Source organism: Arthrobacter sp. NicSoilB11 (genome assembly GCF_019977375.1).
Taxonomy (GTDB): Bacteria; Actinomycetota; Actinomycetes; order Actinomycetales; family Micrococcaceae; genus Arthrobacter.
Window position 1 is genome coordinate 1,902,651 of the sequence record NZ_AP024657.1, and the last position, 22,607, is coordinate 1,925,257.

At 62.2% G+C, this 22,607-nt stretch carries 16 protein-coding genes and 1 tRNA gene; 13 read left to right on the forward strand and 4 right to left on the reverse strand.

Features of this window, described 5'->3' with window-relative positions; translation table 11 throughout:
* The first annotated feature begins 37 nt into the window (after nucleotides 1–37).
* From LDO14_RS08840 to pyk, 8 genes are all read left to right on the forward strand, one after another.
* Nucleotides 38–325: an HGxxPAAW family protein gene (locus tag LDO14_RS08840; RefSeq protein ID WP_018770784.1), complete on the forward strand. Its 288-nt coding sequence runs from the start codon at nucleotides 38–40 to the stop codon at nucleotides 323–325.
* Nucleotides 325–1,146: an indole-3-glycerol phosphate synthase TrpC gene (trpC, locus tag LDO14_RS08845; RefSeq protein ID WP_223994841.1), complete on the forward strand. Its 822-nt coding sequence runs from the start codon at nucleotides 325–327 to the stop codon at nucleotides 1,144–1,146. The genes LDO14_RS08840 and trpC overlap by 1 nt, the downstream gene beginning before the upstream one ends.
* A 126-nt stretch (nucleotides 1,147–1,272) precedes the next feature.
* The gene (gene trpB / locus LDO14_RS08850; RefSeq protein ID WP_134164343.1) at nucleotides 1,273–2,592 is read left to right on the forward strand and encodes a tryptophan synthase subunit beta; all 1,320 of its coding nucleotides are present in this window, start codon (nucleotides 1,273–1,275) and stop codon (nucleotides 2,590–2,592) included.
* Nucleotides 2,593–2,603: 11 nt separating this feature from the next.
* Nucleotides 2,604–3,437 carry a tryptophan synthase subunit alpha gene (gene trpA / locus LDO14_RS08855; RefSeq protein WP_134164449.1) on the forward strand — a complete coding sequence of 278 codons (834 nt, stop codon included), beginning with the start codon at nucleotides 2,604–2,606 and terminating at the stop codon, nucleotides 3,435–3,437.
* 3 nt (nucleotides 3,438–3,440) lie between these two features.
* Entirely contained in the window at nucleotides 3,441–4,607 is a 1,167-nt protein-coding gene (gene lgt, locus LDO14_RS08860) for a prolipoprotein diacylglyceryl transferase (RefSeq protein ID WP_223994843.1), read from the forward strand.
* Between the two features lie 263 nt (nucleotides 4,608–4,870).
* Complete coding sequence (gene gltB / locus LDO14_RS08865; RefSeq protein ID WP_056393676.1) at nucleotides 4,871–9,484, forward strand: glutamate synthase large subunit; 4,614 nt, start codon at nucleotides 4,871–4,873, stop codon at nucleotides 9,482–9,484.
* Complete coding sequence (locus tag LDO14_RS08870) at nucleotides 9,477–10,934, forward strand: glutamate synthase subunit beta (RefSeq protein ID WP_056393678.1); 1,458 nt, start codon at nucleotides 9,477–9,479, stop codon at nucleotides 10,932–10,934. The genes gltB and LDO14_RS08870 overlap by 8 nt, the downstream gene beginning before the upstream one ends.
* 91 nt (nucleotides 10,935–11,025) lie before the next feature.
* Complete coding sequence (gene pyk, locus LDO14_RS08875) at nucleotides 11,026–12,522, forward strand: pyruvate kinase (protein ID WP_043425225.1); 1,497 nt, start codon at nucleotides 11,026–11,028, stop codon at nucleotides 12,520–12,522.
* Between the two features lie 126 nt (nucleotides 12,523–12,648).
* On the opposite strand, the gene LDO14_RS08880 is transcribed toward pyk, so the two are convergent.
* The gene (locus tag LDO14_RS08880) at nucleotides 12,649–13,254 is read right to left on the reverse strand and encodes a response regulator (RefSeq protein ID WP_009358190.1); all 606 of its coding nucleotides are present in this window, start codon (nucleotides 13,252–13,254) and stop codon (nucleotides 12,649–12,651) included.
* 201 nt (nucleotides 13,255–13,455) lie between these two features.
* On the opposite strand from LDO14_RS08880, the gene LDO14_RS08885 reads away from it, so the two are divergent.
* The 3 genes from LDO14_RS08885 (at nucleotide 13,456) to LDO14_RS08895 (ending at nucleotide 15,452) form a co-directional block, all read left to right on the forward strand.
* Nucleotides 13,456–13,537: transfer RNA gene (locus LDO14_RS08885), tRNA-Leu, on the forward strand.
* A gap of 359 nt (nucleotides 13,538–13,896) precedes the next feature.
* Nucleotides 13,897–14,424, forward strand: a complete 528-nt coding sequence (locus LDO14_RS08890) for a hypothetical protein (RefSeq protein ID WP_223994846.1) — start codon at nucleotides 13,897–13,899, stop codon at nucleotides 14,422–14,424.
* A 398-nt stretch (nucleotides 14,425–14,822) separates the two neighbouring features.
* Complete coding sequence (locus LDO14_RS08895; RefSeq protein ID WP_223994848.1) at nucleotides 14,823–15,452, forward strand: hypothetical protein; 630 nt, start codon at nucleotides 14,823–14,825, stop codon at nucleotides 15,450–15,452.
* A gap of 477 nt (nucleotides 15,453–15,929) precedes the next feature.
* Here LDO14_RS08895 and LDO14_RS08905 read toward each other — a convergent pair whose 3' ends face one another.
* Nucleotides 15,930–16,259 (reverse strand): Lsr2 family protein, encoded by a 330-nt coding sequence (locus tag LDO14_RS08905; RefSeq protein ID WP_223994850.1) that lies wholly within the window; start codon nucleotides 16,257–16,259, stop codon nucleotides 15,930–15,932.
* Between the two features lie 512 nt (nucleotides 16,260–16,771).
* Entirely contained in the window at nucleotides 16,772–16,987 is a 216-nt protein-coding gene (locus LDO14_RS08910) for a hypothetical protein (protein WP_223994852.1), read from the reverse strand.
* A 337-nt stretch (nucleotides 16,988–17,324) separates the two neighbouring features.
* Here LDO14_RS08910 and LDO14_RS08915 point away from each other — a divergent pair, with 337 nt between their 5' ends.
* Together LDO14_RS08915 and LDO14_RS08920 are read left to right on the forward strand one after the other, a co-directional pair.
* Complete coding sequence (locus LDO14_RS08915) at nucleotides 17,325–18,155, forward strand: hypothetical protein (RefSeq protein ID WP_223994854.1); 831 nt, start codon at nucleotides 17,325–17,327, stop codon at nucleotides 18,153–18,155.
* Nucleotides 18,156–18,170: 15 nt separating this feature from the next.
* Nucleotides 18,171–20,435, forward strand: a complete 2,265-nt coding sequence (locus tag LDO14_RS08920; protein WP_223994857.1) for a CHAT domain-containing protein — start codon at nucleotides 18,171–18,173, stop codon at nucleotides 20,433–20,435.
* A 1,311-nt stretch (nucleotides 20,436–21,746) separates the two neighbouring features.
* Here the strand turns inward: LDO14_RS08920 and LDO14_RS08925 are convergent.
* Complete coding sequence (locus LDO14_RS08925; protein ID WP_223994859.1) at nucleotides 21,747–22,445, reverse strand: hypothetical protein; 699 nt, start codon at nucleotides 22,443–22,445, stop codon at nucleotides 21,747–21,749.
* Nucleotides 22,446–22,607: the final 162 nt, after the last annotated feature.

A 22,607-nucleotide genomic window follows, 5' to 3' on the forward strand; every position in this document is an offset into this window, starting at 1 on the left:
GCAGAATGTAAGCAGTATCCATCCTGAGGAGATTTCCATGAGCAAAGCACCTGCGTCCGTTTCCAAGTCAGGCACCCGCACCGTTGCCCCCGGCGCCATTGACCACAGCCAGGAACTGGGCCACGGCAACAGCCCGGCCGCGTGGACCTGCGTCATCGTCATGCTCGTCGGCGCGCTCATCGCAGCCATCGCCTTCGTCATCGCCAGCACCCCCATCTTCATCGGCGGCGCCGTTGTCATGGTCGTCGGACTGATCCTCGGATACGTCATGCGCAAGGCAGGCTACGGCGTCGAAGGCAGCAAGCTGAAGAACTCCGGCCACTGATGGCGACTGTTCTCGACGACATCAACGCCGGTGTCAGGGAGGATATGGAGGCCAGGAAACGGCTCGTTTCCCTGGCTGAGCTGAAGGACCTGACCCAGGCCGCGGCACCTGCCCGTGACGCGTGGGTAGCCCTCGGCGGCACCTCCCCAACCCGGGAACAGCTGAAAGTCATTGCCGAAATCAAACGCCGCAGCCCCTCCAAGGGCGATCTCGCCAGCATCGGGGATCCGGCGTCGCTCGCCCGGCAGTACGCCGACGGCGGTGCCTCCGTCATCAGCGTCCTCACCGAACAGCGCCGCTTCAACGGGTCCCTGGCCGACCTCGACGCCGTGCGCGCCGCCGTCGACATCCCGCTGCTGCGGAAGGACTTCACGCTCGACGAGTACCAGATCTGGGAGGCCCGTGCGCACGGCGCCGACCTCATCCTGCTCATCGTGGCTGCCCTCTCGGACGCCCAGCTGGCCGAATTCAGCGGCCTCAGCCGGGACCTGGGCATGAACGTGCTCGTGGAGACCCACACGGAAGAGGAAATCGAGCGGGCCGTGGCCGCCAACGCGCGGATCATCGGCGTCAACGTGCGCAACCTCAAAACGCTCGACGTCGACCGTTCCGTCTTTGCCGCACTGGCGGGGCTGATTCCGGCCGAGGCCGTGGTGGTTGCCGAATCCGGCGTCCGCGACGCCGCCGACGTCACGCACTACGCCGGCAGCGGCGCCAACGCCATACTGGTGGGCGAGGCACTGGTAAGCCACGCCACGCCCCGGGAACGCATCGCAGAGTTCACTGCCGCAGGTGCCGCCGCCATCGCCGCCCGCGGCTGACGAAACGCACCAAACCGTCGTCCTGCGGGCCCGTGGCACGCCGGCCCGCAGGACAGCACACCATTCCGGCCGCCACCGCCGGAACAGCAACTTTTTGACCAACCACCACCGAACAGGACAGGACTGATGGCTGACGCACCCTCAGGAAACGCTGACAACAACACCGCGGAAGCATTCCTGCAGGGCGGATCCCTCCGCCACGCCCCGGGGCCGTACTTCGGAAACTACGGCGGGCGATGGATGCCCGAGTCCCTCATCGCCGCCCTGGACGAACTTGAAGAGACCTTCAACAAGGCCAAGGACGATCCCGACTTCCGTGCGCAGATCGCTGACCTGAACAAGAACTACTCCGGCAGGCCGTCCCTCCTGACCGAAGCCAAGCGGTTCTCCCAGCACGCCGGGGGAGTGCGCATCTTCCTCAAGCGCGAAGACCTCAACCACACGGGTTCGCACAAGATCAACAACGTCCTTGGCCAGGCGCTGCTCGCCAAGCGCATGGGCAAGACGCGCGTCATCGCCGAGACCGGCGCAGGCCAGCACGGCGTGGCAAGCGCTACCGCTGCCGCCCTGATGGGCCTGGAGTGCGTGGTGTACATGGGCGCCGAGGACTGCCGCCGCCAGGCGCTTAACGTCGCCCGCATGGAACTCCTGGGCGCCAAGGTGATTCCCGTCACCAGCGGATCCCAGACCCTCAAGGACGCCATCAACGAGGCCCTCCGGGACTGGGTGGCCAACGTTGGCAACACCCACTACCTGTTGGGCACCGCTGCCGGAGCCCACCCGTTCCCGGCCATGGTCCGTTACTTCCACGAGGTCATCGGCGAGGAAGCCCGCGCCCAGATCCTGGAGCAGGAGGGCCGCCTCCCGGACGCCGTCTGCGCCTGCATCGGCGGCGGCTCGAACGCCATCGGCATCTTCCACGGGTTCCTGGATGATCCCTCCGTGAAGATCTACGGCTTCGAGGCCGGCGGCGACGGCGTCGAAACCGGCCGGCACGCCGCCACCATCACCCTGGGCAAGCCCGGCGTGCTGCACGGCGCACGCTCCTACCTGATGCAGGACGACGACGGCCAGACGATCGAGTCGCACTCCATCTCCGCCGGCCTGGACTACCCCGGCGTGGGACCCGAGCACTCCTACCTGGCCGACATCGGACGGGTCAGCTACGAGCCCATCACGGACAGCGAAGCCATGGAGGCCTTCCGCCTCCTGTGCCGCACCGAGGGCATCATCCCCGCCATCGAGTCCTCGCACGCGCTGGCCGGAGCCATCAAGGTGGGACAGCGGCTTGCTGCCGAAGACCCGGCGGCCGCGGCCGAAAAGATCGTCATCGTCAACCTGTCCGGACGCGGAGACAAGGACGTGGCCACCGCCGCCGAATGGTTTGACCTGTTGGACAAGAATTCCGCCGAATCCGAGATCGGCAAAGAGGGGGAGCAGCTGTGAGCAGTGCAGAAATGGCCAACCGGGCAAAGATGACCAGCAAGTCGGCAGCAGCCATCGACAGGGCGCGCTCCCAGGGACGCTCCGCCCTCATCGGCTACCTCCCCGCCGGCTACCCCAGTGTGGAGGACACCATCGCCGCAGGCATTGCCCTGGCGGAAAACGGCGCGGACCTGATCGAGATCGGCATTCCCTACTCGGACCCCGTCATGGATGGCCAGGTCATCCAGGCCGCCACCACCGAGGCACTGGCCAAGGGCTTCCACGTCAGCCAGGTGTTCGACGTCGTGGCCGGCATCACCAGCAGGACCGACGCCGCCGTCCTGGTCATGACGTACTGGAACCCGGTGGTCCGGATGGGCGTGGATGAGTTCTCGCGCCGGCTGGCCGAGGCCGGGGGTGCCGGGCTGATCACCCCGGACCTGATTCCGGACGAGGCCGCCGAGTGGATGGAAGCCTCGGACAAGTACGGCCTGGACCGTGTGTTCCTCGTGGCGCCGTCCTCCACCGCGGAGCGCATGCAGCGGACCGTGGATGCCAGCCGTGGATTCGTGTACGCCGTCTCCATCATGGGCGTCACCGGTGCCCGCACCTCCGTCAGCACCGCAGCCAAGGACGTTGTGGCGGCAGCGCACGGCGCCGGCGCCGAGCGCGTCTGCGTCGGGTTGGGTGTGTCCACCGCGGACCAGGTCCGCGAAATCGCCGCCTACGCCGAAGGCGTCATCGTGGGCACCGCCCTGGTGGCGGCCCTCCGCGACGGGGGAGTGGATGCCGTCGCCGCCCTCACCAAGGACCTGAGCACCGGCCTGGCGCCTGAACCGGGCCTGGCGCAGGAAGCCGGGGCCTAGGACATGCAGCCACTCCTTCAGGCAGCCGCGCTGGTACCCACGATGGTGCCGGCCAGCATCCCCAGCCCGGACTGGTCCGGGTTCGACATTCCCCTGCCATGGGGCAGCCTCCGGATCCACGCCTACGCGCTGTGCATCCTCGCGGGGATCGTCGCGGGGCTCTGGCTCACATCCGTCCGTTGGGCCAGGCGCGGCGCCCCTGAAGGCAGCGTCTGGGACATCGTCATCTGGGCCATACCCTTCGGCATCATCGGAGGCCGGCTCTACCACGTGGTGTCATCACCGGACGCTTACTTCGGCCCGGGGTTCGACGGCACCGGAGACCTCTCGCTGATCCCGCAGATCCAGCGCGGCGGGCTGGGAATCTGGGGCGCCGTGGTCCTTGGGGCCCTTGGCGCCTGGATCGGCTGCCGCCGCAGCGGAGTGAAGCTGAGCGCATTCGCCGACGCAGCAGCCCCGGGCCTGCTCCTGGCCCAGGCCATAGGCCGGTGGGGCAACTACTTCAACCAGGAACTTTTCGGCGGTCCCACCACGCTGCCGTGGGGCCTGCAGGTGGACGCCGAGAACCCCAACTTCCCCGCCGGCATGCCCGCGGACACCCTCTTCCACCCCACGTTCCTCTACGAGTCCCTGTGGAACCTGGCCGGCGTCCTGATCCTGCTGGCCCTGGACCGGCGCTTCAACTTCCGCCGGAGCCGGCTTTTCTGGCTGTACGCCATGTACTACACCCTGGGCCGGGTCTGGATCGAGGCAATGCGCATCGACGACGCCGAACAGATCACCATCTTCGGCATCACCACCAGGCTCAACGTGTGGACCAGCATCTTCGTGTTCCTGGCGGCCCTGGTCGCCTTCATCCTGTTGGGCCTCAAAAGCCGGACGGACCCGGACACCGTGTACCTTCCGGGGCACGGAGCGGAGAAAACCGTGGAACCGGGAACCGATTCCGTGGCCAGTCATGAAGTCCGTGATCCGGACGATGTTGTCTCAGATAGTGATTCGCGTGGTAATCTCCCTGATAACCACAGCGGTTCCAGGCATGCTTCCGACCCCACGGAAGAAGCCGCGGCGGCACCGGCGGGCTCAAAGCCCGGAACGGATGCAACGGCTGCCGGACACTCCGGCAGCACAGCCACAGGACCCGCACCGGAGGCCGGCACCGGCAAGTAGGGCGCCGGCCAGGCAGGGCAGCAGAGCCACCGCTCGAAGCGCCCGAAAACCACAATGTCGTGGCATGGGGCACCGTCCGCCCAGCATGGATTTGCTGGCTGATGATGCCTCGGGCAGGGGCCTGCGTAACCGTTAGTTCAGCAGGCTGCGCTGACCTACAATTTCCAGTAATCAACACTTTGTTGTGCCCACCGCAGCGGCGCCGACGAGTGGGGCCAACGGTGTCCCTTCCATACGCACGATCAGGAGGAAGGACGTCTCCCATGACCCAAACTCTTCACACTCCCAGCTGGTCCGAACCGGACCAGCCTGAGACTGCAATGTCGCCGTTCAAGCGCTTCGCAGCCATGCCGGAGGCCGCCGGGCTCTACAACCCGGAACAGGAGAAGGACGCCTGCGGACTCGCGATCATCGCGACCCTGCGCGGCGAACCCGGGTATGACATTGTCGACGCCGCCCTGACCGCCCTGCGCAACCTGGAGCACCGCGGTGCCGTGGGTGCTGACGAGGGCACGGGCGACGGCGCGGGCCTGCTCATGCAGATCCCCGACGAGTTCTTCCGTGCGGTCACCGAGTTCGAGCTGCCCGCACCGGGCCAGTACGTCGCCGGTACCGCGTTCCTGCCTGCCGAGCAGCGCGAGGCCGACGCCGCCAAGGCAGGTATCGAGGGCCTGGCCGCCGATGAGGGCCTGAAGGTCCTCGGCTGGCGTGAAGTGCCGGTGGTCGCCGACCTCGTGGGCGCCATGGCCCGCGCCTGCATGCCCTACTTCTCCCAGCCCTTCCTGGCATCCGCCAACGGCGAGGAACTGGACCGCAACGAGCTCGACTCGCGCGCCTGGCGCATCCGCAAGCGTGCCCAGAACAAGTTCGGCGTGTACTTCCCCTCGCTGTCCTCGCGCACCATCGTCTATAAGGGCATGCTCACCACCGCCCAGCTGGAGCCGTTCTACCCGGACCTTTCGGACAAGCGGTTCAAGACCAAGCTGGCGATCGTGCACTCACGCTTCTCCACGAACACCTTCCCGTCCTGGCCGCTCGCCCAGCCGTTCCGGACCATTGCCCACAACGGTGAGATCAACACCGTCAAGGGCAACCGGAACTGGATGCGCGCCCGCCAGTCCCAGCTCGCCAACCCGTTGCTGGGCGACTCGCCGGAAGAGCTGTACCCCATCTGCACCCCCGGCGCCTCCGACTCCGCCTCGTTCGACGAGGTAGCGGAGCTGCTGTGGCTGTCCGGCCGGCCCATCACGCACTCGATCATGATGATGATCCCCGAGGCCTGGGAAAACCACGCCACCATGGATCCGGCCCGTCGCGCCTTCTACGAGTACCACTCCCTGCTGATGGAACCGTGGGACGGCCCCGCCGCCGTGTCCTTTACCGACGGCAACCTGGTGGGCGCAACCCTTGACCGCAACGGCCTGCGCCCCGGACGCTTCTGGATCACCGAAGACGGCCTGATCGTCTTCGCCTCCGAGGTGGGCGTGATCGACGTCGAACCCTCCAAGGTGGTCAAGAAGGGCCGCGTGTCCCCGGGAAAGATGTTCCTGGTGGACACCGAGGCCGGCCGCATCATCGATGACGAAGAGGTCAAAGCCGAAGTTGCCGCGGCCAACCCGTGGGCGGAGTGGGTCAAGGACAACCTGATCGACCTCAACGACCTGCCCGAGCGTGAGCACGTGGTGCACACTGCCGCGTCCGTGAACATCCGCCAGCGCACCTTCGGCTACACCACCGAGGAACTGAAGATCCTGCTCGGCCCGATGGCCCGCACCGGCGCCGAGCCGCTGGGCGCCATGGGTTCCGACACCCCCGTGGCCGTGCTGTCCAAGCGCCCCCGCCTGCTCTTCGACTACTTCGTGCAGTCCTTCGCGCAGGTCACCAACCCGCCGCTGGACGCCATCCGCGAGGAACTGGTCACGTCCCTGACCTGCGCCATCGGACCCAACGGCAACCTGCTGGACACCAAGCAGGTCCGCCAGCCCCAGGTCCAGCTGCCCTTCCCGGTGATCAACAACGACCAGCTCGCCAAGATCGCCAACATCGAGGACGCCGACGGCAACCGCGTGGCCATGAAGGTCCGCGGCCTGTACCGGCCCGAAGGCGGCGAGAACGCGCTCCGCGCCCGGCTCACCGAGATCTGCGAGCAGGTCTCCGGTGCCATCAACCGCGGCGTGCAGTACATCGTGCTGTCCGATCGTGACTCCAACGCCCAGTGGGCACCCATCCCGTCGCTGCTGCTGGTCAGCGCCGTGCACCACCACCTGCTGCGCAGCGCCAACCGCACCAAGACTGCCCTGGTGGTCGAGGCCGGCGATGTCCGCGAGACGCACCACGTGGCCGTGCTCATTGGTTACGGCGCGTCCGCCGTCAACCCGTACCTGGCGATGGAATCCGTGGAGCAGCTGATCGCTGCCGGCGACGTCACCGGTGTGACCCCGCAGGACGGCGTCTACAACCTGATCAAGGGCCTGGGCAAGGGCGTCCTGAAGATCATGTCCAAGATGGGCATCTCCACCGTGGCGTCCTACACCGGCGCCCAGACCTTCGAAGCCCTTGGCCTGGGCCAGGACCTGGTGGACGAGTTCTTTGCCGGCACGCACTCCCAGCTGGGCGGCGTGGGCCTGGACGTGATCGCGGCCGAAGTGTCCGCACGCCACCAGATGGCCTACCCCGAGGGCGGCATCGAGCAGCCGCACCGCCCCCTGCTGGGCGGCGGCGAGTACCAGTGGCGCCGTGACGGCGAACCGCACCTGTTCAACCCGGAGACCGTGTTCCGGCTGCAGCACGCCACGCGTGAGCGCCGCTACGACATCTTCAAGGCCTACACCAAGGGCGTGGACGACCAGTCCACCAACCTGATGACCCTCCGCGGCCTGCTCAAGTTCAAGAACGACCGGCCGTCCGTGCCCCTTGAGGAAGTGGAGCCGGTCTCCAGCATCGTTAAGCGGTTCTCCACGGGAGCGATGAGCTACGGCTCCATCTCGCAGGAGGCCCACGAGACGCTGGCCATCGCCATGAACCAGCTGGGCGGCAAGTCCAACACCGGTGAAGGCGGCGAGGACGTGGATCGCCTGCTCGATCCCAAGCGCCGCTCTGCGGTCAAGCAGATCGCGTCCGGCCGTTTCGGCGTGACCAGCCTCTACCTGACCAACGCGGACGACATCCAGATCAAGATGGCCCAGGGTGCCAAGCCCGGCGAAGGCGGCCAGCTGATGGCGCAGAAGGTCTACCCCTGGGTGGCCCGGACACGGCACTCAACCCCCGGCGTGGGGCTGATCTCCCCGCCTCCGCACCACGACATCTACTCGATCGAGGACCTCGCGCAGCTCATCTACGATGCCAAGCGCGCCAACCCCTCGGCGAGGGTCCACGTGAAGCTGGTCTCGGAAGTCGGGATCGGCACCGTGGCGTCCGGCGTGACCAAGGCCAAGGCCGACGTCGTACTCGTTTCCGGGCACGACGGCGGTACCGGCGCCTCACCGCTGAACTCGCTCAAGCACGCCGGTGTCCCGTGGGAGCTCGGCCTGGCCGAAACCCAGCAGACGCTGATGCTCAACGGACTGCGCGACCGCGTGGTGGTGCAGGTGGATGGCCAGCTCAAGACCGGCCGCGACGTTGTGATCGCCGCGCTGCTGGGCGGCGAGGAGTTCGGCTTCGCCACCGCTCCGCTGGTGGTGGAAGGCTGCATCATGATGCGCGTCTGCCACCTGGACACCTGCCCCGTGGGTGTGGCCACGCAGAACCCCGAGCTGCGCGCCCGCTTCAGCGGCAAGCCGGAGTTCGTGGTCAACTTCTTCGAGTTCCTTGCCGAGGAAGTCCGCGAGATCCTGGCGGAGCTTGGCTTCCGCAGCCTCGAGGAGGCCATTGGCCACGCAGAGGTCCTGGACGCCCGCGAGGCGATCGACCACTGGAAGGCCGACGGCCTGGACCTGGACCCGATCCTGCACGGCCTGGAGTTCGACGACGACGCGCCGCTGCGCAACATGACCGGCCAGAACCATGAGCTGGACAAGCACTTCGACCAGCGGCTGATCACCATGGCCACGGAAGCGCTGACGGACCGCAGCCCGGTGAAGATCACCGTTGACGTCATCAACACCGACCGTTCGGTGGGCACCATGCTGGGCCACGTGGTCACCAAGACCTTCGGCACGGATGTGCTGGCCACGGACACGATCGACATCACGCTGAACGGCACCGCCGGCCAGTCGTTGGGTGCCTTCCTGCCTGCCGGCATCACCCTGCGGCTCTACGGCGACTCCAACGACTACGTGGGCAAGGGCCTCTCCGGCGGCCGGATCGTCGTCCGCCCGGACCGTACCAACGTGTTCAAGGCGGAGACCAACGTCATCGCCGGCAACGTCATCGGCTACGGCGCCACCAGCGGCGAGATGTTCCTGCGCGGCCAGGTGGGCGAACGCTTCCTGGTCCGCAACTCCGGTGCCACCGCCGTCGTCGAAGGCATTGGCGACCATGGCTGCGAGTACATGACCGGCGGCCAGACGCTGATCATCGGGCGCACCGGCCGCAACTTCGGTGCCGGCATGTCCGGCGGAACCGCCTACGTCCTGGACCTGGACACTGCCAAGGTCAACAAGGACGCCCTGCAGTCCGGCGAACTCCAGCTCCGCGAGCTGGACGCCGAAGACCGCGACATCGTCCACGGCCTGCTGGTCAAGCATGTGGAAGAAACTGACTCCCAGCTGGCGGCGCGTCTCCTCGAGAACTTCGATGACACCGCTGCCCGCATTACCAAGGTGCTGCCGCGCGACTACGCGGCTGTGCTGCAAACCCGTCTCGACGCCATCGAAGAGGGCCTTGACCCCGACGGCGAAGAAGTATGGTCTCGAATCCTGGAGGTGACCGGTGGCTGATCCACGCGGATTTCTGAAAGTACGCCAGCGTGAAACCCAGCCACGCCGTCCTGTTCCCGTCCGCATCATGGACTGGAAAGAGGTCTATGAGGCGCAGGAAAAAGGCACGCTGAAGGCCCAGGCCGGACGCTGCATGGACTGCGGCGTCCCGTTCTGCCACCAGGGCTGCCCGCTGGGCAACCTCATTCCCGAGTGGAACGACCTCATGTGGCGGGACAAGGGTGAGGAAGCGATCGAGCGCCTGCACGCCACGAACAACTTCCCCGAGTTCACCGGACGGCTCTGCCCGGCGCCGTGCGAGGCGTCCTGCGTGCTGGGAATCAACCAGCCCGCGGTCACCATCAAGCAGGTGGAAGTCTCGATCATCGACGAGGCCTGGGACAACGGCTGGGTCAACCCGCTGCCGCCCGCACGCCTGACCGGCAAGACCGTTGCGGTGGTTGGCTCCGGCCCGGCAGGACTCGCCGTCGCCCAGCAGCTCACCCGCGTGGGCCACACGGTTGCCGTCTATGAGCGGGACGACAAGATCGGCGGCCTGCTCCGCTACGGCATCCCCGACTTCAAGATGGAAAAGGAGCAGGTGGACCGCCGCGTCGAGCAGATGAAGGCCGAGGGCACCCGCTTCCGTACCGGCGTCTCCGTGGGGACCGACGTCACCTGGGAGCAGCTGCGCAGGCGCTACGACGCCGTCGTGGTCTGCACCGGCGCCACCGTTCCGCGTGACCTGCCCATCCCGGGCCGCGACCTGGACGGCATCCACTTCGCCATGGACTACCTGGTGCCGGCCAACCGTGCAGTCGCCGGGGAAACCATCGAGAACCAGATCAACGCCCACGGCAAGCATGTTGTCATCCTGGGTGGCGGCGACACCGGTGCTGACTGCCTGGGGACCGCGCACCGGCACGGCGCCGCCTCGGTGACCACCCTGGCGATTGGCAAGCAGCCGCCGTCGGAGCGTGCCAGCCACCAGCCGTGGCCGACGTTCCCCACCCTGTTCGAGGTGGCCAGCGCGCACGAGGAAGGCGGCGAACGCACCTACCTCGCGTCCACGGTCGAGTTCGTTGGCGAGAACGGCAAGCTGACCGGCGTGAAGGTGGCGGAGACCGAGTTCGTTGACGGCAAGCGCCTCCCCAAGGCCGGCACCGAGCGGATCATCCCGGCGGACCTGGTGTTCCTGTCCCTCGGCTTCACCGGTGCCGAGCCTGCCGGCATCACCGAACAGGTGCACGCCGAATTCGACGGCCGCGGCAACGTGGCCCGCGACGGCTACTACATGACCAACACCGAGGGCGTGTTTGTTGCCGGTGACGCCGGCCGCGGGCAGTCCCTGATCGTGTGGGCCATCGCCGAGGGACGTGCCGCCGCTGCCGCCGTTGACAAGTACCTGATGGGAAGCACGATCCTTCCCGCTCCCGTAGCACCGACGGACCGGGCCATCGCCGTCCTCTAGCCGCCGTCCTCTGGCCGCAGTCCCGCAGGATGCATCGAGGGTTCACCTCGCAGACAACTTAACCAATGCAAGAGACCAATAGGGTAGGTATATGAGACGCGCAAAAATTGTGGCTACGTTTGGCCCGGCAATTGCCAGCTACGAAAACACCCTCGCGGTGCTGGAAGCCGGCGTTGACGTCGCCCGCATGAACATGAGCCACGGCGACTACTCCGTGCATGACAACACCTACGAGAACGTCCGCAAGGCAGCATCCGACCTTGGCAAGGCCGTGGCCATCATGGCCGACCTGCAGGGCCCCAAGATCCGCCTGGGCCGTTTCGTCGACGGTCCGCACGCCCTGGCCGTGGGTGACGTCTTCACCATCACCACCGAAGACGTTCCCGGTACCCGGGAGATCTGCTCCACCACGCTGAAGAGCCTCACCGAGGACGTCAAGGTGGGCGATGCCCTGCTGATCGACGACGGCAAGGTGGCCCTGCGTGCCACGGCGGTGGACGACGTCAAGGTGGTCACCGAGGTGACCGTTGGCGGCATGGTGTCCAACAACAAGGGCATCAACCTTCCCGGCGTGGCCGTGAACGTGCCCGCGCTGAGCGAGAAGGACGAGGACGATCTCCGCTGGGCGCTGCGCCGCGGCGTTGACCTGGTGGCGCTGTCGTTCGTGCGTGACGCTACGGACATCGCCCGCGTCCACGAGATCATGGACGAGGAAGGCCGCCGCGTACCGGTCATCGCCAAGATCGAAAAGCCGCAGGCCGTTGAGCAGCTGCCCGAGATCATCGACGCCTTCGACGCCATCATGGTGGCCCGTGGCGACCTGGGCGTGGAGCTTCCGCTGGAGGAAGTGCCGATCGTGCAGAAGCGCGCCATTGAACTGGCACGCCGCTGGGCCAAGCCGGTCATCGTGGCCACCCAGGTCCTTGAGTCCATGATCGACAACCCGCGCCCCACCCGTGCAGAGGCTTCCGACTGCGCCAACGCCGTCCTGGACGGTGCTGACGCTGTCATGCTGTCCGGTGAGACCAGCGTGGGCAAGTACCCGATCGAGACGGTCAAGACCATGGCCCGGATCATCGAATCCACCGAGGTCCACGGCCTGGAGCGCGTCCCCCCGCTGGGGACCAAGCCCAGGACCCGTGGTGGCGCCATCACCCGTGCCGCCGTCGAAATCGCCGACCAGCTGGACGCCAAGTACATCTGTGCGTTCACCCAGTCCGGTGACTCGGCCCGCCGGCTCTCCCGTCTGCGGCCCATCAAGCCGGTCTTCGCGTTCACCCCGGTGGAGCAGGTCTGGAACCAGATGGCGCTGACCTGGGGCATCCAGCCGGTGCTTGTCCAGATGGTTGACCACACCGACGCCATGACGGCCCAGGTGGACCGCAGCCTTGAGGAAATGGGACTTGTGGAAGACGGTGACCTGGTGGTCATCGCCGCCGGTTCGCCTCCCGGAAAGGCGGGTTCCACCAACTCGCTGAAGGTGCACAAGGTGGGCGACCTCGCCGACTCCACGCGCGCCGGAGACGTCGCCAGCAACAAGGAAAAGCTCGGCCCGTGGCCGGAAAAGAAGAAGAAGGCCCAGGCCTAGTCTTCAGACACAGCAAAGGACCCCTGCCGGTTGGCAGGGGTCCTTTGCTGTGGTGCTGTGCGCGTTAGGGTACTTTACGCGAAGGGCCGGGCCGCCGTCGGAAACTCTTCGGGCCCGGCCGGCGCGTTAGTTGACCTGGTTGATGATGGTCTCTGCAACCTCGCGCATGCTAAGGCGGCGGTCCATCGAGGTCTTCTGGATCCAGCGGAAGGCTTCGGGTTCGGTCAGGCCCATCTTGGTGGTCAGCAGGCTCTTGGCGCGTTCCACGAGCTTGCGGGTGGCGAACTGCTCCTGCAGGTCGGACACCTCGCTCTCGAGGGCCTTGATTTCCTCGTGCCGGGAGAGTGCGATCTCCAGCGCCGGGATGAGGTCCGCGGGGGTGAAGGGCTTGACGACGTAGGCCATGGCGCCGGCGTCGCGGGCACGCTCCACCAGTTCCTTCTGGCTGAAGGCGGTCAGCAGCACCACGGGGGCGATGCGGGCCTTGACGATTTTTTCGGCCGCAGAAATGCCGTCCATGACGGGCATCTTGACGTCCATGAGGACCAGGTCCGGCTTGAGTTCCTCGGCGAGCTGGACGGCCTTCTCGCCATTGTCTGCCTCACCCACGACGTCGTAACCTTCGCCGCGCAGGATCTCGATGATGTCGAGGCGGATGAGGGTTTCATCCTCTGCCACAATGACGCGGCGCGCCGGCTGGGACGTGGGCTTGGACTCCGTCTGTTCAGTCACGGGATCTCCTTGAAAAGGTACGGCGGGACATCACTATCTTAGGTGCCACCGCTGCTGTACTTGGTTTGCAGGGTTCGTTTGCGGCGACGGCGGCGCGATTCTGGAATTCAGCCTATCTGCATGTAGAGTAATTCCGCGTACGTGAAGCGATCGCGTTGCTCACAGTCAGCTGTGAGCGTACTTTGGCTCCGCGTAATCCGCGCCCGAGTGGCGGAATTGGCAGACGCGCCGCACTCAAAATGCGGTATCGAAAGGTGTGTGGGTTCGAGTCCCACCTCGGGCACAGTATTTTCGCAGGTCAAAGGCTTTTTGTCCTTCTAGTGTTGACAAAGCTTGACCTAGATGAGGTTTGAGGTGTAGCGGGATCGGCATGTCAGGTCTCTGACGGTCGTTATCTAGGCTGCGGTCCTAATTTCGGATCGAGCGGCCTTCTAGTCAATCACCGCATGAACTTCTGGGCGCCGTAGCTGCGGCGAGGTCGCCACGTAGGGTCGCCGTCTTCTTCTCACCAGGAGCGCGATGCATCTTGTTAAGGGGCCAGGATAAACTTGGCTACGGGCCTATGGCATTACAGCCGCAAGGGTCGACGCCTTCCTGCGGCTTCGCGGCCGGCACTCCGCGACGATGCCCAACGCGCTTGTCATGGACATTCTGGAGCTCAGCAACTCAAAGGTCCGCCAAACGCTCAAAGACGAATACCTTCTCGATGCGCTCCTCCATACGTGGAACTCCCTGGCGGATGTCTACGGCAGGGCCGCTACCCCGGCCAACCGCGAAGTGGCCAGACTCCAGCTGATGGTTGAAGCCGGCCACGCGCTCATCATGGCAGAAGGTACGGGATACCCCGGAGAAGAGACATTGCTGAGGAGGTACTGGCTGGAGACCGAGATGTTGGACCTTTCCCGGATTCACAAAGGCACAGCTGATTTCAAAGATGTTGGCAGTGACCTCGAGTACATCAAGCGGCAGAGAAAGGAGCTTCCACAGCGGCCAACTCCTGTGCAGCTCCCACAGCAGCAGCAACCTACAAGCCGACTTCAGCGCACAGGAAGACGCCAAACGGTTCGGCAAACCCGCGCCCTGGCGCCTTCACGCCTGCCCAGGACCCGGATCGACTCCCGCCCCTGCCGACCAGCGGCCGCCATTGGCGTAAGCCCTCTGCAGATCTGAACGATGGACTGTATGGAAACTGGCGCGACCGTTGGGACAACACGTTGCCCGAACGGTAAAGCAGGCGACTATAACACCCGCCGCTTACGGTCACTGAAGGCGGCGTCCGCGATCGACGCGTCACGCAAGTGATTCTCAGGCAGTAGATGTACGTAGGTCGAGGTTGTGGTGGTTGTGCTTGATGACCTAGCTGTTCCGTAGCTTGCGTAGACGTGTGCATTCGCTTTGCGTCCTGAATCTTCGTCGTAGTCTTCACGCCACGATGCAGCCTGGGTTTCCGGTGTCAATGGCCTCCCTTCCGGTCGTATGGCGAGCCGTACTATGCTGGCTTTCCATACAGCGGACGCGGCTGGTGGCGTTAGGCCGGATCTCTAGGGTGTGACTCCGAAAGGGAGGACATGGCTTCTTTCAAAGAACGTATGGCAGCTGCCAAGGATTCGATTGTCAATACCTACAAGGAGGCGGCTGCTGAGGATAAAGCCAAGCGAGAGGAGAAGACAGCCGAGGAGAAAGCCAAGCGAGAGGCGAAGGCAGCCGAGGAAAAAGCCAAACGAGCGACACTTATCTTGGAGTTGACCAGCGTCAAGGGCTTCTTGAGGCTGTACCCCGACTTCATAGAATGGAAGCTAGGCATAGGAGTTGCTGACGACGTGCAAAGGATTCTGTACAGCGAAGTTAACTCTGTAAGCATGCATGGCTCGATCGCCCCACCGGGCGGCGTTACCGCAACTTTCTTGTCCGGTGGGATGAACCTTTTGGCACCGAAACTGAAGTCGATCACGCTGAATGTCGGCGGAGCCGCCCACACGTTTGAGTTCAACTTGGAGACCACCGACAAGGTGCGCGAAGCGGTCGACCTCATCTCCCGGAAATCTTTTGAGGCGAAAAAGAAGCCTACGCAGGCCCTTGCAACGAACGCACCGAGCGCCGCCGACGAGATCGCGAAGTTGGCTGCGCTGCGTCGAGACGGCGTACTTACCGACGGAGAGTTCACAAAAGCTAAGGCCACGCTTCTCGGGGGCGATTAGCCGCCCCTCCAGGGGCCCGAAAGTTGCCCTTGGAAGCGGTTTGCGCGGAAGGCAGAGCACATTTCCTGCCTTGCTTGAGGGTATTAATCTCGTCCTTCTTGACTGCGTATTAGCCAGTCCGCAAAAAGTCCGCAAAAAGTCCGCAACAAGGCATATTCGGACCATCACAGCCGACACGAGTATCTCTGAGAATAAGCCGAAGTCCCGCACCACCGGCATCAGCGTCTGGTTGAAAGACCATGCAGACCACCACATGAGCGTGCTCCTCGACCACGCGAACCGTTCTACGAATGCGACATGCAAAAGCACCGCGACCCCAAACACCTCGAACCAAAGAAGGCCTCAGACGGCTGGGTTCCGGCCCTGCGGACTATTCCCACGTAGAAACGGACAGCTACAGGACGAGGGCAGCTCGATAAAATAAGTCGGGGCGGAAATCTGTTATAGATCCCAGCCCCGACTTTCTTTGTTTCGGCCCTAGTGAGCGGCTTCGTACTTCTCTACGACTTCCGCTTGAATACGACCACGAGTATTTACCTGGATGCCGTTCTCAACCGCCCACATCCGTACGGCTTTCGCATCGGGGCCACCATACAAGGACTTGGTCCGAGCTGAAGGCCGGGCGCGGTTGCCAGCTACTTTGCGCCCAGCGTTGACAAAGCGAGTCAGGGTTTCACGTAGTTCGTTGGCGTGACCATCATTAAGGTCAATCTCATATTCACTTCCGTCGAGGGCGAAAGATAAGGTTTCGGTCGCTTCGGAACCATCGATGTCGTCTTCCAGCAGCACGACTGTCTTTTTTGCCATGAGTTAAGGCTAGCAGTCTACTAACTAACTGGATTCCCTGAGGCCAGATGTTGCCCCGAGTCCTTACCGGAAGCCTCGCAAGAAGGTGCTGAATTTCATAGGCGTGTTACAACAACACGTGAAGCCGACGGGAAACGTGCAGTCCGAAGCTGGTGTCAATCTGGGTATCCAAGGCGGGAAATCGGGAGCCCTTGAGGAAGCTCCCTTAGCTGCAGTAGCGTTCGATAACCGATTAGGATTTCTCCCGACTGTGGGTTGTCGCACTGATTCTCAAAATGGCTGCGCAGTGGCGCAACAGGCCCATTTGGGGCGTGAGGGCCTTCGGTCCTCGGGACTCTATCACCGGGACGTTGCGGTTCTTACGGCGCCGCCAGCTGCCCGTCTTCGATTCGAACCGAGAGTTACCGCTGCCGAAGAGCCTCTAATTGCCGGAGTTTAGGGTCGCTCCATGTCACCTCCTTGCAGCCTATTGTCTTCATATTCCAAAAGAACCGTGTTGCGGAGGGCCGTCTTTAAACAGGTGTTATTTGACTTTCAGTGACGCCCTCTATCATTACCGGGTATCCACCGTTGATGTCTGGGGCCGGCACAAAAACGACAACGTAGGACTTACCCCAGTTACCGTTGGTGGATATGATCACACCTTTGTCTCCCCGGCTGACGACAGACTTGCCGTCCACCTTTATTTCAGAATGGGCGACAACCCTGTCCTTCGTTTTGAGTGGCATCCGGAGCTCCTTTGCGCTGCGCTGAGGGATTGTAGATGGAAGGATACCGGGGTGCCGCCACCTTGGGATAGGCCAGCAGCCAGCCACGCAGGCTACTGGACGCGCGCTACGCAACACTAGCCGCGGAACGCGCGGAACAGGATACAGCGGAAGCAGCGCGGGAAGCTAAGCGCGCCGCTATGGAAGACGCCGCGGCAGAATTGGACGTTAGTGCGGATGAACTACGGGAAGCGATAGCCGCGGAACGTGGTCCCCAATGCCACTTCCGGTGGCGGAAATTTCGTCACAAGGACAGGGGACAAGTAGGGGGCACATCCCTATTGAAAAACTTGGCGACATGACCGAGGCTGTTTTCTATTCGATTAGCGGCGCAAGCAATATGGCCCCAATCCCGAGTCGATGTTGCTGGATGGAGACGGTTCTCATGTCTGCTGAGGGTTACGCGGAGCTAGTGAAGGCCACAACAGGATACTTGGGCGCCTACCCACTCGTGGTCCCCATCAGCGTGGGCGACTATCTCCAACTGAACGCCGAAGGTGTACTGGTGCACCTCGGAAACGTATTCAACTGGCCAGGGTGGACTGATGACGTCCTCGTGGACACAACGCCTATTGGTGGTTCCGAGACGTACTTCGCAGGCTGCACGAGGGAAACGTCGGTAGACAGCAGCGCGGGAGTCAAGTCGCCCTTAGGGCTAGGTGCTGAGGCAACTGTCTCTCTTATTTTTGAGAAGGAAAACGGTTTTGTGCTCGCATACGAGGCAGCAACACGACAAAAAGTACGCGAGGTTCCCGACGTTCAACGAAAAATTATTCAACTCGCACGCGACGGGCAGTGGCAAAAGGAATGGTTCCTAGTCACCGAAGTGATTTCCGCCGAGTCGGCGACTCTGGCAGTGTCCACATCGAGCGGTTCTAAGGTCTCCCTGCACGCCAACGCTCAATTACCTAAGGGCCTCTCAGCAATCCAAATCGCGGATCCCAAACTGGGTTGGACCGCGTCGAGTTGGGGAGGCAGCGGTTTCAGTTCGGTTTGTAAAGCGGGTACGCCCCTTTATCACTGTATAAGAGTGAGAAAGGGCTGGTTTAACAGTCTATTGAGCGACACGCTGGGCCCACAAGACATGGAAGACGCTTTTGCCGTCGATGACCCTTTCTTCGACGTGTAACACCTCGGACTGGCGATGAAAACTGACTCAGAAGAAACCGCGCCTCCAACTAAGTCCTGGCTAGTCGTAGGTTTCGACAATGAGCTACCAATTGTCGCAGAAAAACTTTCTCGTCTCGGCGAAGCCCGAGTCCTACGCTCAGAGGACAAGTTACATGCTGCCGACCTGATCAAATCGGAGCACTTCAATGTCGTCATTATCAACGAGGATAACTGGAAGGAAGCACGAGAACTCGTCGTCTTATCCTCCGATTCAGGAGCGGGCGCCGTAATCGTCCAAGGACCCGACCTGGGAGGGCTGGGCCATCTCAGCGCCCTTCTCGCGGGCGCCGATCTTTACGCTCCCTTAGGCGAGAATGAGTGGATCTTTGATCCGAACCTGCCTTCCTCCGAAAGGCCATCTCGCGCTCTGGCAAGAGTGCTAACGGACGCACTAAAAGGCTATGAAGGCGATTTGGGGCCGAAGATACTCGACCATATCCGGGATCTCGCAGTCGGCGCCTCGAATGAACTCGATGTGCAAGGGGCTATCCAAAAGGCCGCCGCGCAAGTAAACGAAGCCTTGAGCGACAAAATCACTGGATTAATTTATCCTCGGATACAACACTTGCTAAAGGCCACTAGCGTAAAACTTAACGCGCCTAAAAATTCAGAAACTGATTTGCCCCTAGCGGTCGACCCAGCAGAGTATCTTTACTGGAACTCGAGATTTCCAGAACACCCCACTGTCCTGCTAAATGAGCCGCATGAGGTTGAGGTAGGAACAGTTTATCCATTTGAGACGGCTGTGGAGCCTTCGACCGAGCCGGGGGACCTGGGAACTGCCATACCTGCTAATGATCTTATCGGCAAGATCGTAACCTTCATTCTAAAGGCTAGCAATGGGCAGTTTCGTGACGTGACGAAGAATGATGAGTGGCACGCAATGATAAGCTCGGACAATATACCGTGTTCCGCTTCGGGCACCGGGCCGTTCCGAGTAGAGTATCGGGCTTTGACGCCGGGAAAAGCGGAAATCGACGCTGTACTCCTCGTGGACAATGGAAGTATTTCAGAGCAACGCATAGACATGCGGGTCGCCGGAACGGAAAACTCCTTGCAGGTCGGCATCCGCGCGCACGGGATTAGCAAACGCTTGCCCAGCCACTCCTTCGCTCAACCACCAGGAGCAGACCTATTTTTATGGCTCATGCCGGATAGTGCCGTCCTCAGCACGAGGACAGACCAAATAAAGAACCCCTATTGGGTCGGCAGTGATTTAAGAACAACTGCAGAAGTCGCTTCGTTGAAGGCATACAAGGAACTGGCAGCTTTATCACAGCGATTTTCCCCAGGTCAAGGTCTGACGTTGATGGGCGGTGACGGCGAAAGTGTATTACTAAGGCTGGCGGTCATTGGAAGCACCTTGTACCGCACGCTATTTCTGAAGTCTGGTCATAGTGAAGCTCCGGCTATGTGGAAAGACGTAGCACGCCGGCTGCGGGAAAGCGGCGATGCAGCCAATCCGTGCCAGCTTCAAATCATCGCACGAGATATTCCGGTCCCCTGGGGGATCCTCTACGACGGTGAACCGCCGGGGTTGAACGACAGCCCTCAATCTGTCCAGCCTGATCGGTTTTGGGGCATACGTTTCGACATTTATAGGCATGCAAATTCCCCATCCGAACTGGGACCGTACAGGGGTGATCGGTGCTTGGTGAAGCCAATTGTTGGAAGGGAGGTTCCACGAGGTGAACTACAACTGGAATTCTTCGAGAACTTCGCCGGCACTCTGAGCGGCAGCCTGGAGTTTAGGGAGCCTGCACTAACGCCCGAGGATCTTCTTTCCTGGGCAGCGGACGGAGACGATAACGATCTCCTGTACTTCTACTGCCATGCTGTACCCGATGAAAGGGCATTGGTTTTCGGGCCCACCGAGCGGGATGAATCCCGTGTTTCCTTAGAAGAGCTGGGTAACAAATGGGGACGGACGCGAAGCCGAAATCCAGTGGTGGTCCTAAATGGATGCTCTTCTGGCCAGGCTGACGCGATCAACGGGCGACCCTTTGTGGAATTTTTCATGGAAAAGTGGGGCGCGCAAGCCTTCATTGGCACAGATTGGCCGATCCAAGCCGCCTTGGCCGATGAAATCGGAAAGCTGCTACTGGAGGACATTTGCGAGGAGCGGATGTCGCTCCGCCAAGCGCTTCGAGCTGTGATCAAGGCGGGTATGGAAAAAGGGAACTACTTCCCTCTGATGTACGCAGTATACGGGCCAAGCAACGTGCGGTTCGGTGCATAGAAGCCACGCGTGAATTCAGCTCCGCACGTTTAGAGAGACTGTCGCCCTGTAAAGATCACGGCCGATGGCCCATCGATCTTGTTTCACTGGGCTGAGTAAATCTCTGTCAGGGTGATTTCTATGACCCTTGATTCAGCGGAGCAGGTATTTCGATTTCGGTCTATCTAGAGGCGCAACAGCTTGGGACTCCCCGACGGCCCACGGAGCCTTGACGCACCTTCACTGCTGATCGCAGCTCGGCCCTCACCATCCTCCGTACAGAAGGATGAGTGGCTGGGCGGGCATCCGGTCAGGTGGAAATCCCCGGGGGTGACAGGTGTAGGACAGCTAACCAGTCCCTGCACAGATCATACGACTCTTTCCCCCAGCGATGCCTGCACTTTCTCGCGGTCAGCTACGCCTTCCAAACTGGTCGCAAGCTCTGGATTGAGGGCGTCGAGGAGGGGACCTGCATTGTGCGCGTTGTGCTCCTGGATGGCACCGGGCACTCTTTTGCCGCTTGGAACGCCGATAAGAAATATGGTGACGCGGGGCCGGGCTTGCGGTCGTTCGTGCCGTGTAGGTGTCGGTGCTTGCAGTTGTTGGTGGGCGTCGTCCTGGTAGGGGACTCCTTGATGGCTTTGAGGGCCTGGAGTGCAACTTGGGGGAAGGGGGACGGGCTCGAAGGCCTTTATCCACACGCACTGTTTTTACTGCGGGTGTGGGAAGATATCGTTTCCGGGGCTGGCGCGTAGCCCCTGGCGGCGCGGACGACCCCGGCCCTTATTTCGGAAGCGTGTGGTGGTTGAGGAGTTTTATGGGCGCAATTGGTGCGTTGACGATGTCAACACTTTTGGCTTCGTACTGAGCCTTACACCGCCTGAATTGACTCGGATTCCGCATTTCTTCGCGGCTTCCCGGTGTTTTCAAGGGCTGGAATGTAGTTCGAGTCCCACCTCGGGCACAGTGTTTTCGCAGGTCAACAGTCTTTTGTCTTTTTACTGTTGACAAAGCTTGACTTTTCGGATTTCGTTGCTTTTTGACACGCGCTCTAACGATCTTTCGATCGCGCAGCATCCTCTGCACCAAGTAGGACTAGATGTCGCTTCCGGACTTGCCCGAGTACCTGGCCGGGTGAGAGCTGGACAAAGCGGCGGCGCATCTGCCGCCCGTTGGGCCGGTCGCGTTCGGGCGACGAGGGCGACCTGCGGCATAGAGGCAAGTTGATGCGGGGTGCTGTTCCTTGACGGCGGGTCTACCACCTCCGGTGGGGGAGCTAGTGCTATCGAGTCCTGAGATGACTGGCCAATTTGCGAGGCAAGGGCGTGGATATCAGCCTGTAGTGCCGATCGGCAAGGATGCTGCGGCGATTGCAAGTTGCGGAACGCTAGCGACAAGCCCTGCGACCGTTGGATAAGCGAACTTATCTTTGAACTTCGACCAAGCCCCTCCATTTTTCGAAACGGTCATCGCCGTTTGAACAGAAGCAGCCAACCTCTCAACCGCTGCTTGGAGTGCAAAATCGCCTTTGATTTCGTACTCCTCGATGCATTGGCGGGCATGGGACGCAAGCATGTAAATGTGATTTCGCAGCTCGGGTGGCAGAGTGTCGTCTGCCCCTAAAGCGGTAATTATCTCGTTGATGGTGTCCAGGTAGGAGGAACGCTGACGTTCGTCGACCTTGGCAACCTGGCTTTCAAGCAAATGGGCAACCAGGTCCAGCGCATCTAGAGTGTCTTGGTCGTGCAGGTTCGGATAGCCCTTGTCTGGTGCAGATAGCCAGTGGTGAGGATAGGCGAAAACCCATTTGGTCCACTTCGCTAGGTTTCGCTGGATCGAGTCACGGCGGGATTCGGGTAAGGACATTCCGATCACTATCTGATCGATTTCTTCGATCAGCACTATGGCTTGTCGATGTCGCTGCATCAGAGCTTCCTCGTTTGGGATGTCCCGGGTTATGTATATCTGCTTGGACGAGTCTTGCACCCACCCAGTGAGGATTTCATGCAAGAGTTCGGCAGGATTTGCCACGGCGGTTCCCCCCAATGGGTGTCATGTTCGATCTTCGCCGCCACGAGGGCTAATTTACCTAGAGACGTTACCGGATCCTTTCTGCGCCTTGCCTGCGGTCAGTAAAAAGTCCGCTGTAGTCTAGGGATCGAGTGAGCCGCCCGGAAGAGGATCTCAGTGGAC

Excerpts from the sequence above, each read along its gene's own strand:
- trpB (WP_134164343.1), top strand. The coding sequence starts at position 1,273 with ATGGCTGACGCACCCTCAGGAAACGCTGACAACAACACCGCGGAAGCA.
- LDO14_RS08920 (WP_223994857.1), top strand. The coding sequence starts at position 18,171 with ATGAAAACTGACTCAGAAGAAACCGCGCCTCCAACTAAGTCCTGGCTA.
- pyk (WP_043425225.1), top strand. The coding sequence starts at position 11,026 with ATGAGACGCGCAAAAATTGTGGCTACGTTTGGCCCGGCAATTGCCAGC.
- LDO14_RS08890 (WP_223994846.1), top strand. The coding sequence starts at position 13,897 with ATGGACATTCTGGAGCTCAGCAACTCAAAGGTCCGCCAAACGCTCAAA.
- LDO14_RS08895 (WP_223994848.1), top strand. The coding sequence starts at position 14,823 with ATGGCTTCTTTCAAAGAACGTATGGCAGCTGCCAAGGATTCGATTGTC.
- gltB (WP_056393676.1), top strand. The coding sequence starts at position 4,871 with ATGACCCAAACTCTTCACACTCCCAGCTGGTCCGAACCGGACCAGCCT.
- lgt (WP_223994843.1), top strand. The coding sequence starts at position 3,441 with ATGCAGCCACTCCTTCAGGCAGCCGCGCTGGTACCCACGATGGTGCCG.
- LDO14_RS08905 (WP_223994850.1), bottom strand. The coding sequence starts at position 16,259 with ATGGCAAAAAAGACAGTCGTGCTGCTGGAAGACGACATCGATGGTTCC.
- LDO14_RS08840 (WP_018770784.1), top strand. The coding sequence starts at position 38 with ATGAGCAAAGCACCTGCGTCCGTTTCCAAGTCAGGCACCCGCACCGTT.
- LDO14_RS08910 (WP_223994852.1), bottom strand. The coding sequence starts at position 16,987 with ATGCCACTCAAAACGAAGGACAGGGTTGTCGCCCATTCTGAAATAAAG.
- trpC (WP_223994841.1), top strand. The coding sequence starts at position 325 with ATGGCGACTGTTCTCGACGACATCAACGCCGGTGTCAGGGAGGATATG.
- trpA (WP_134164449.1), top strand. The coding sequence starts at position 2,604 with ATGGCCAACCGGGCAAAGATGACCAGCAAGTCGGCAGCAGCCATCGAC.
- LDO14_RS08915 (WP_223994854.1), top strand. The coding sequence starts at position 17,325 with ATGACCGAGGCTGTTTTCTATTCGATTAGCGGCGCAAGCAATATGGCC.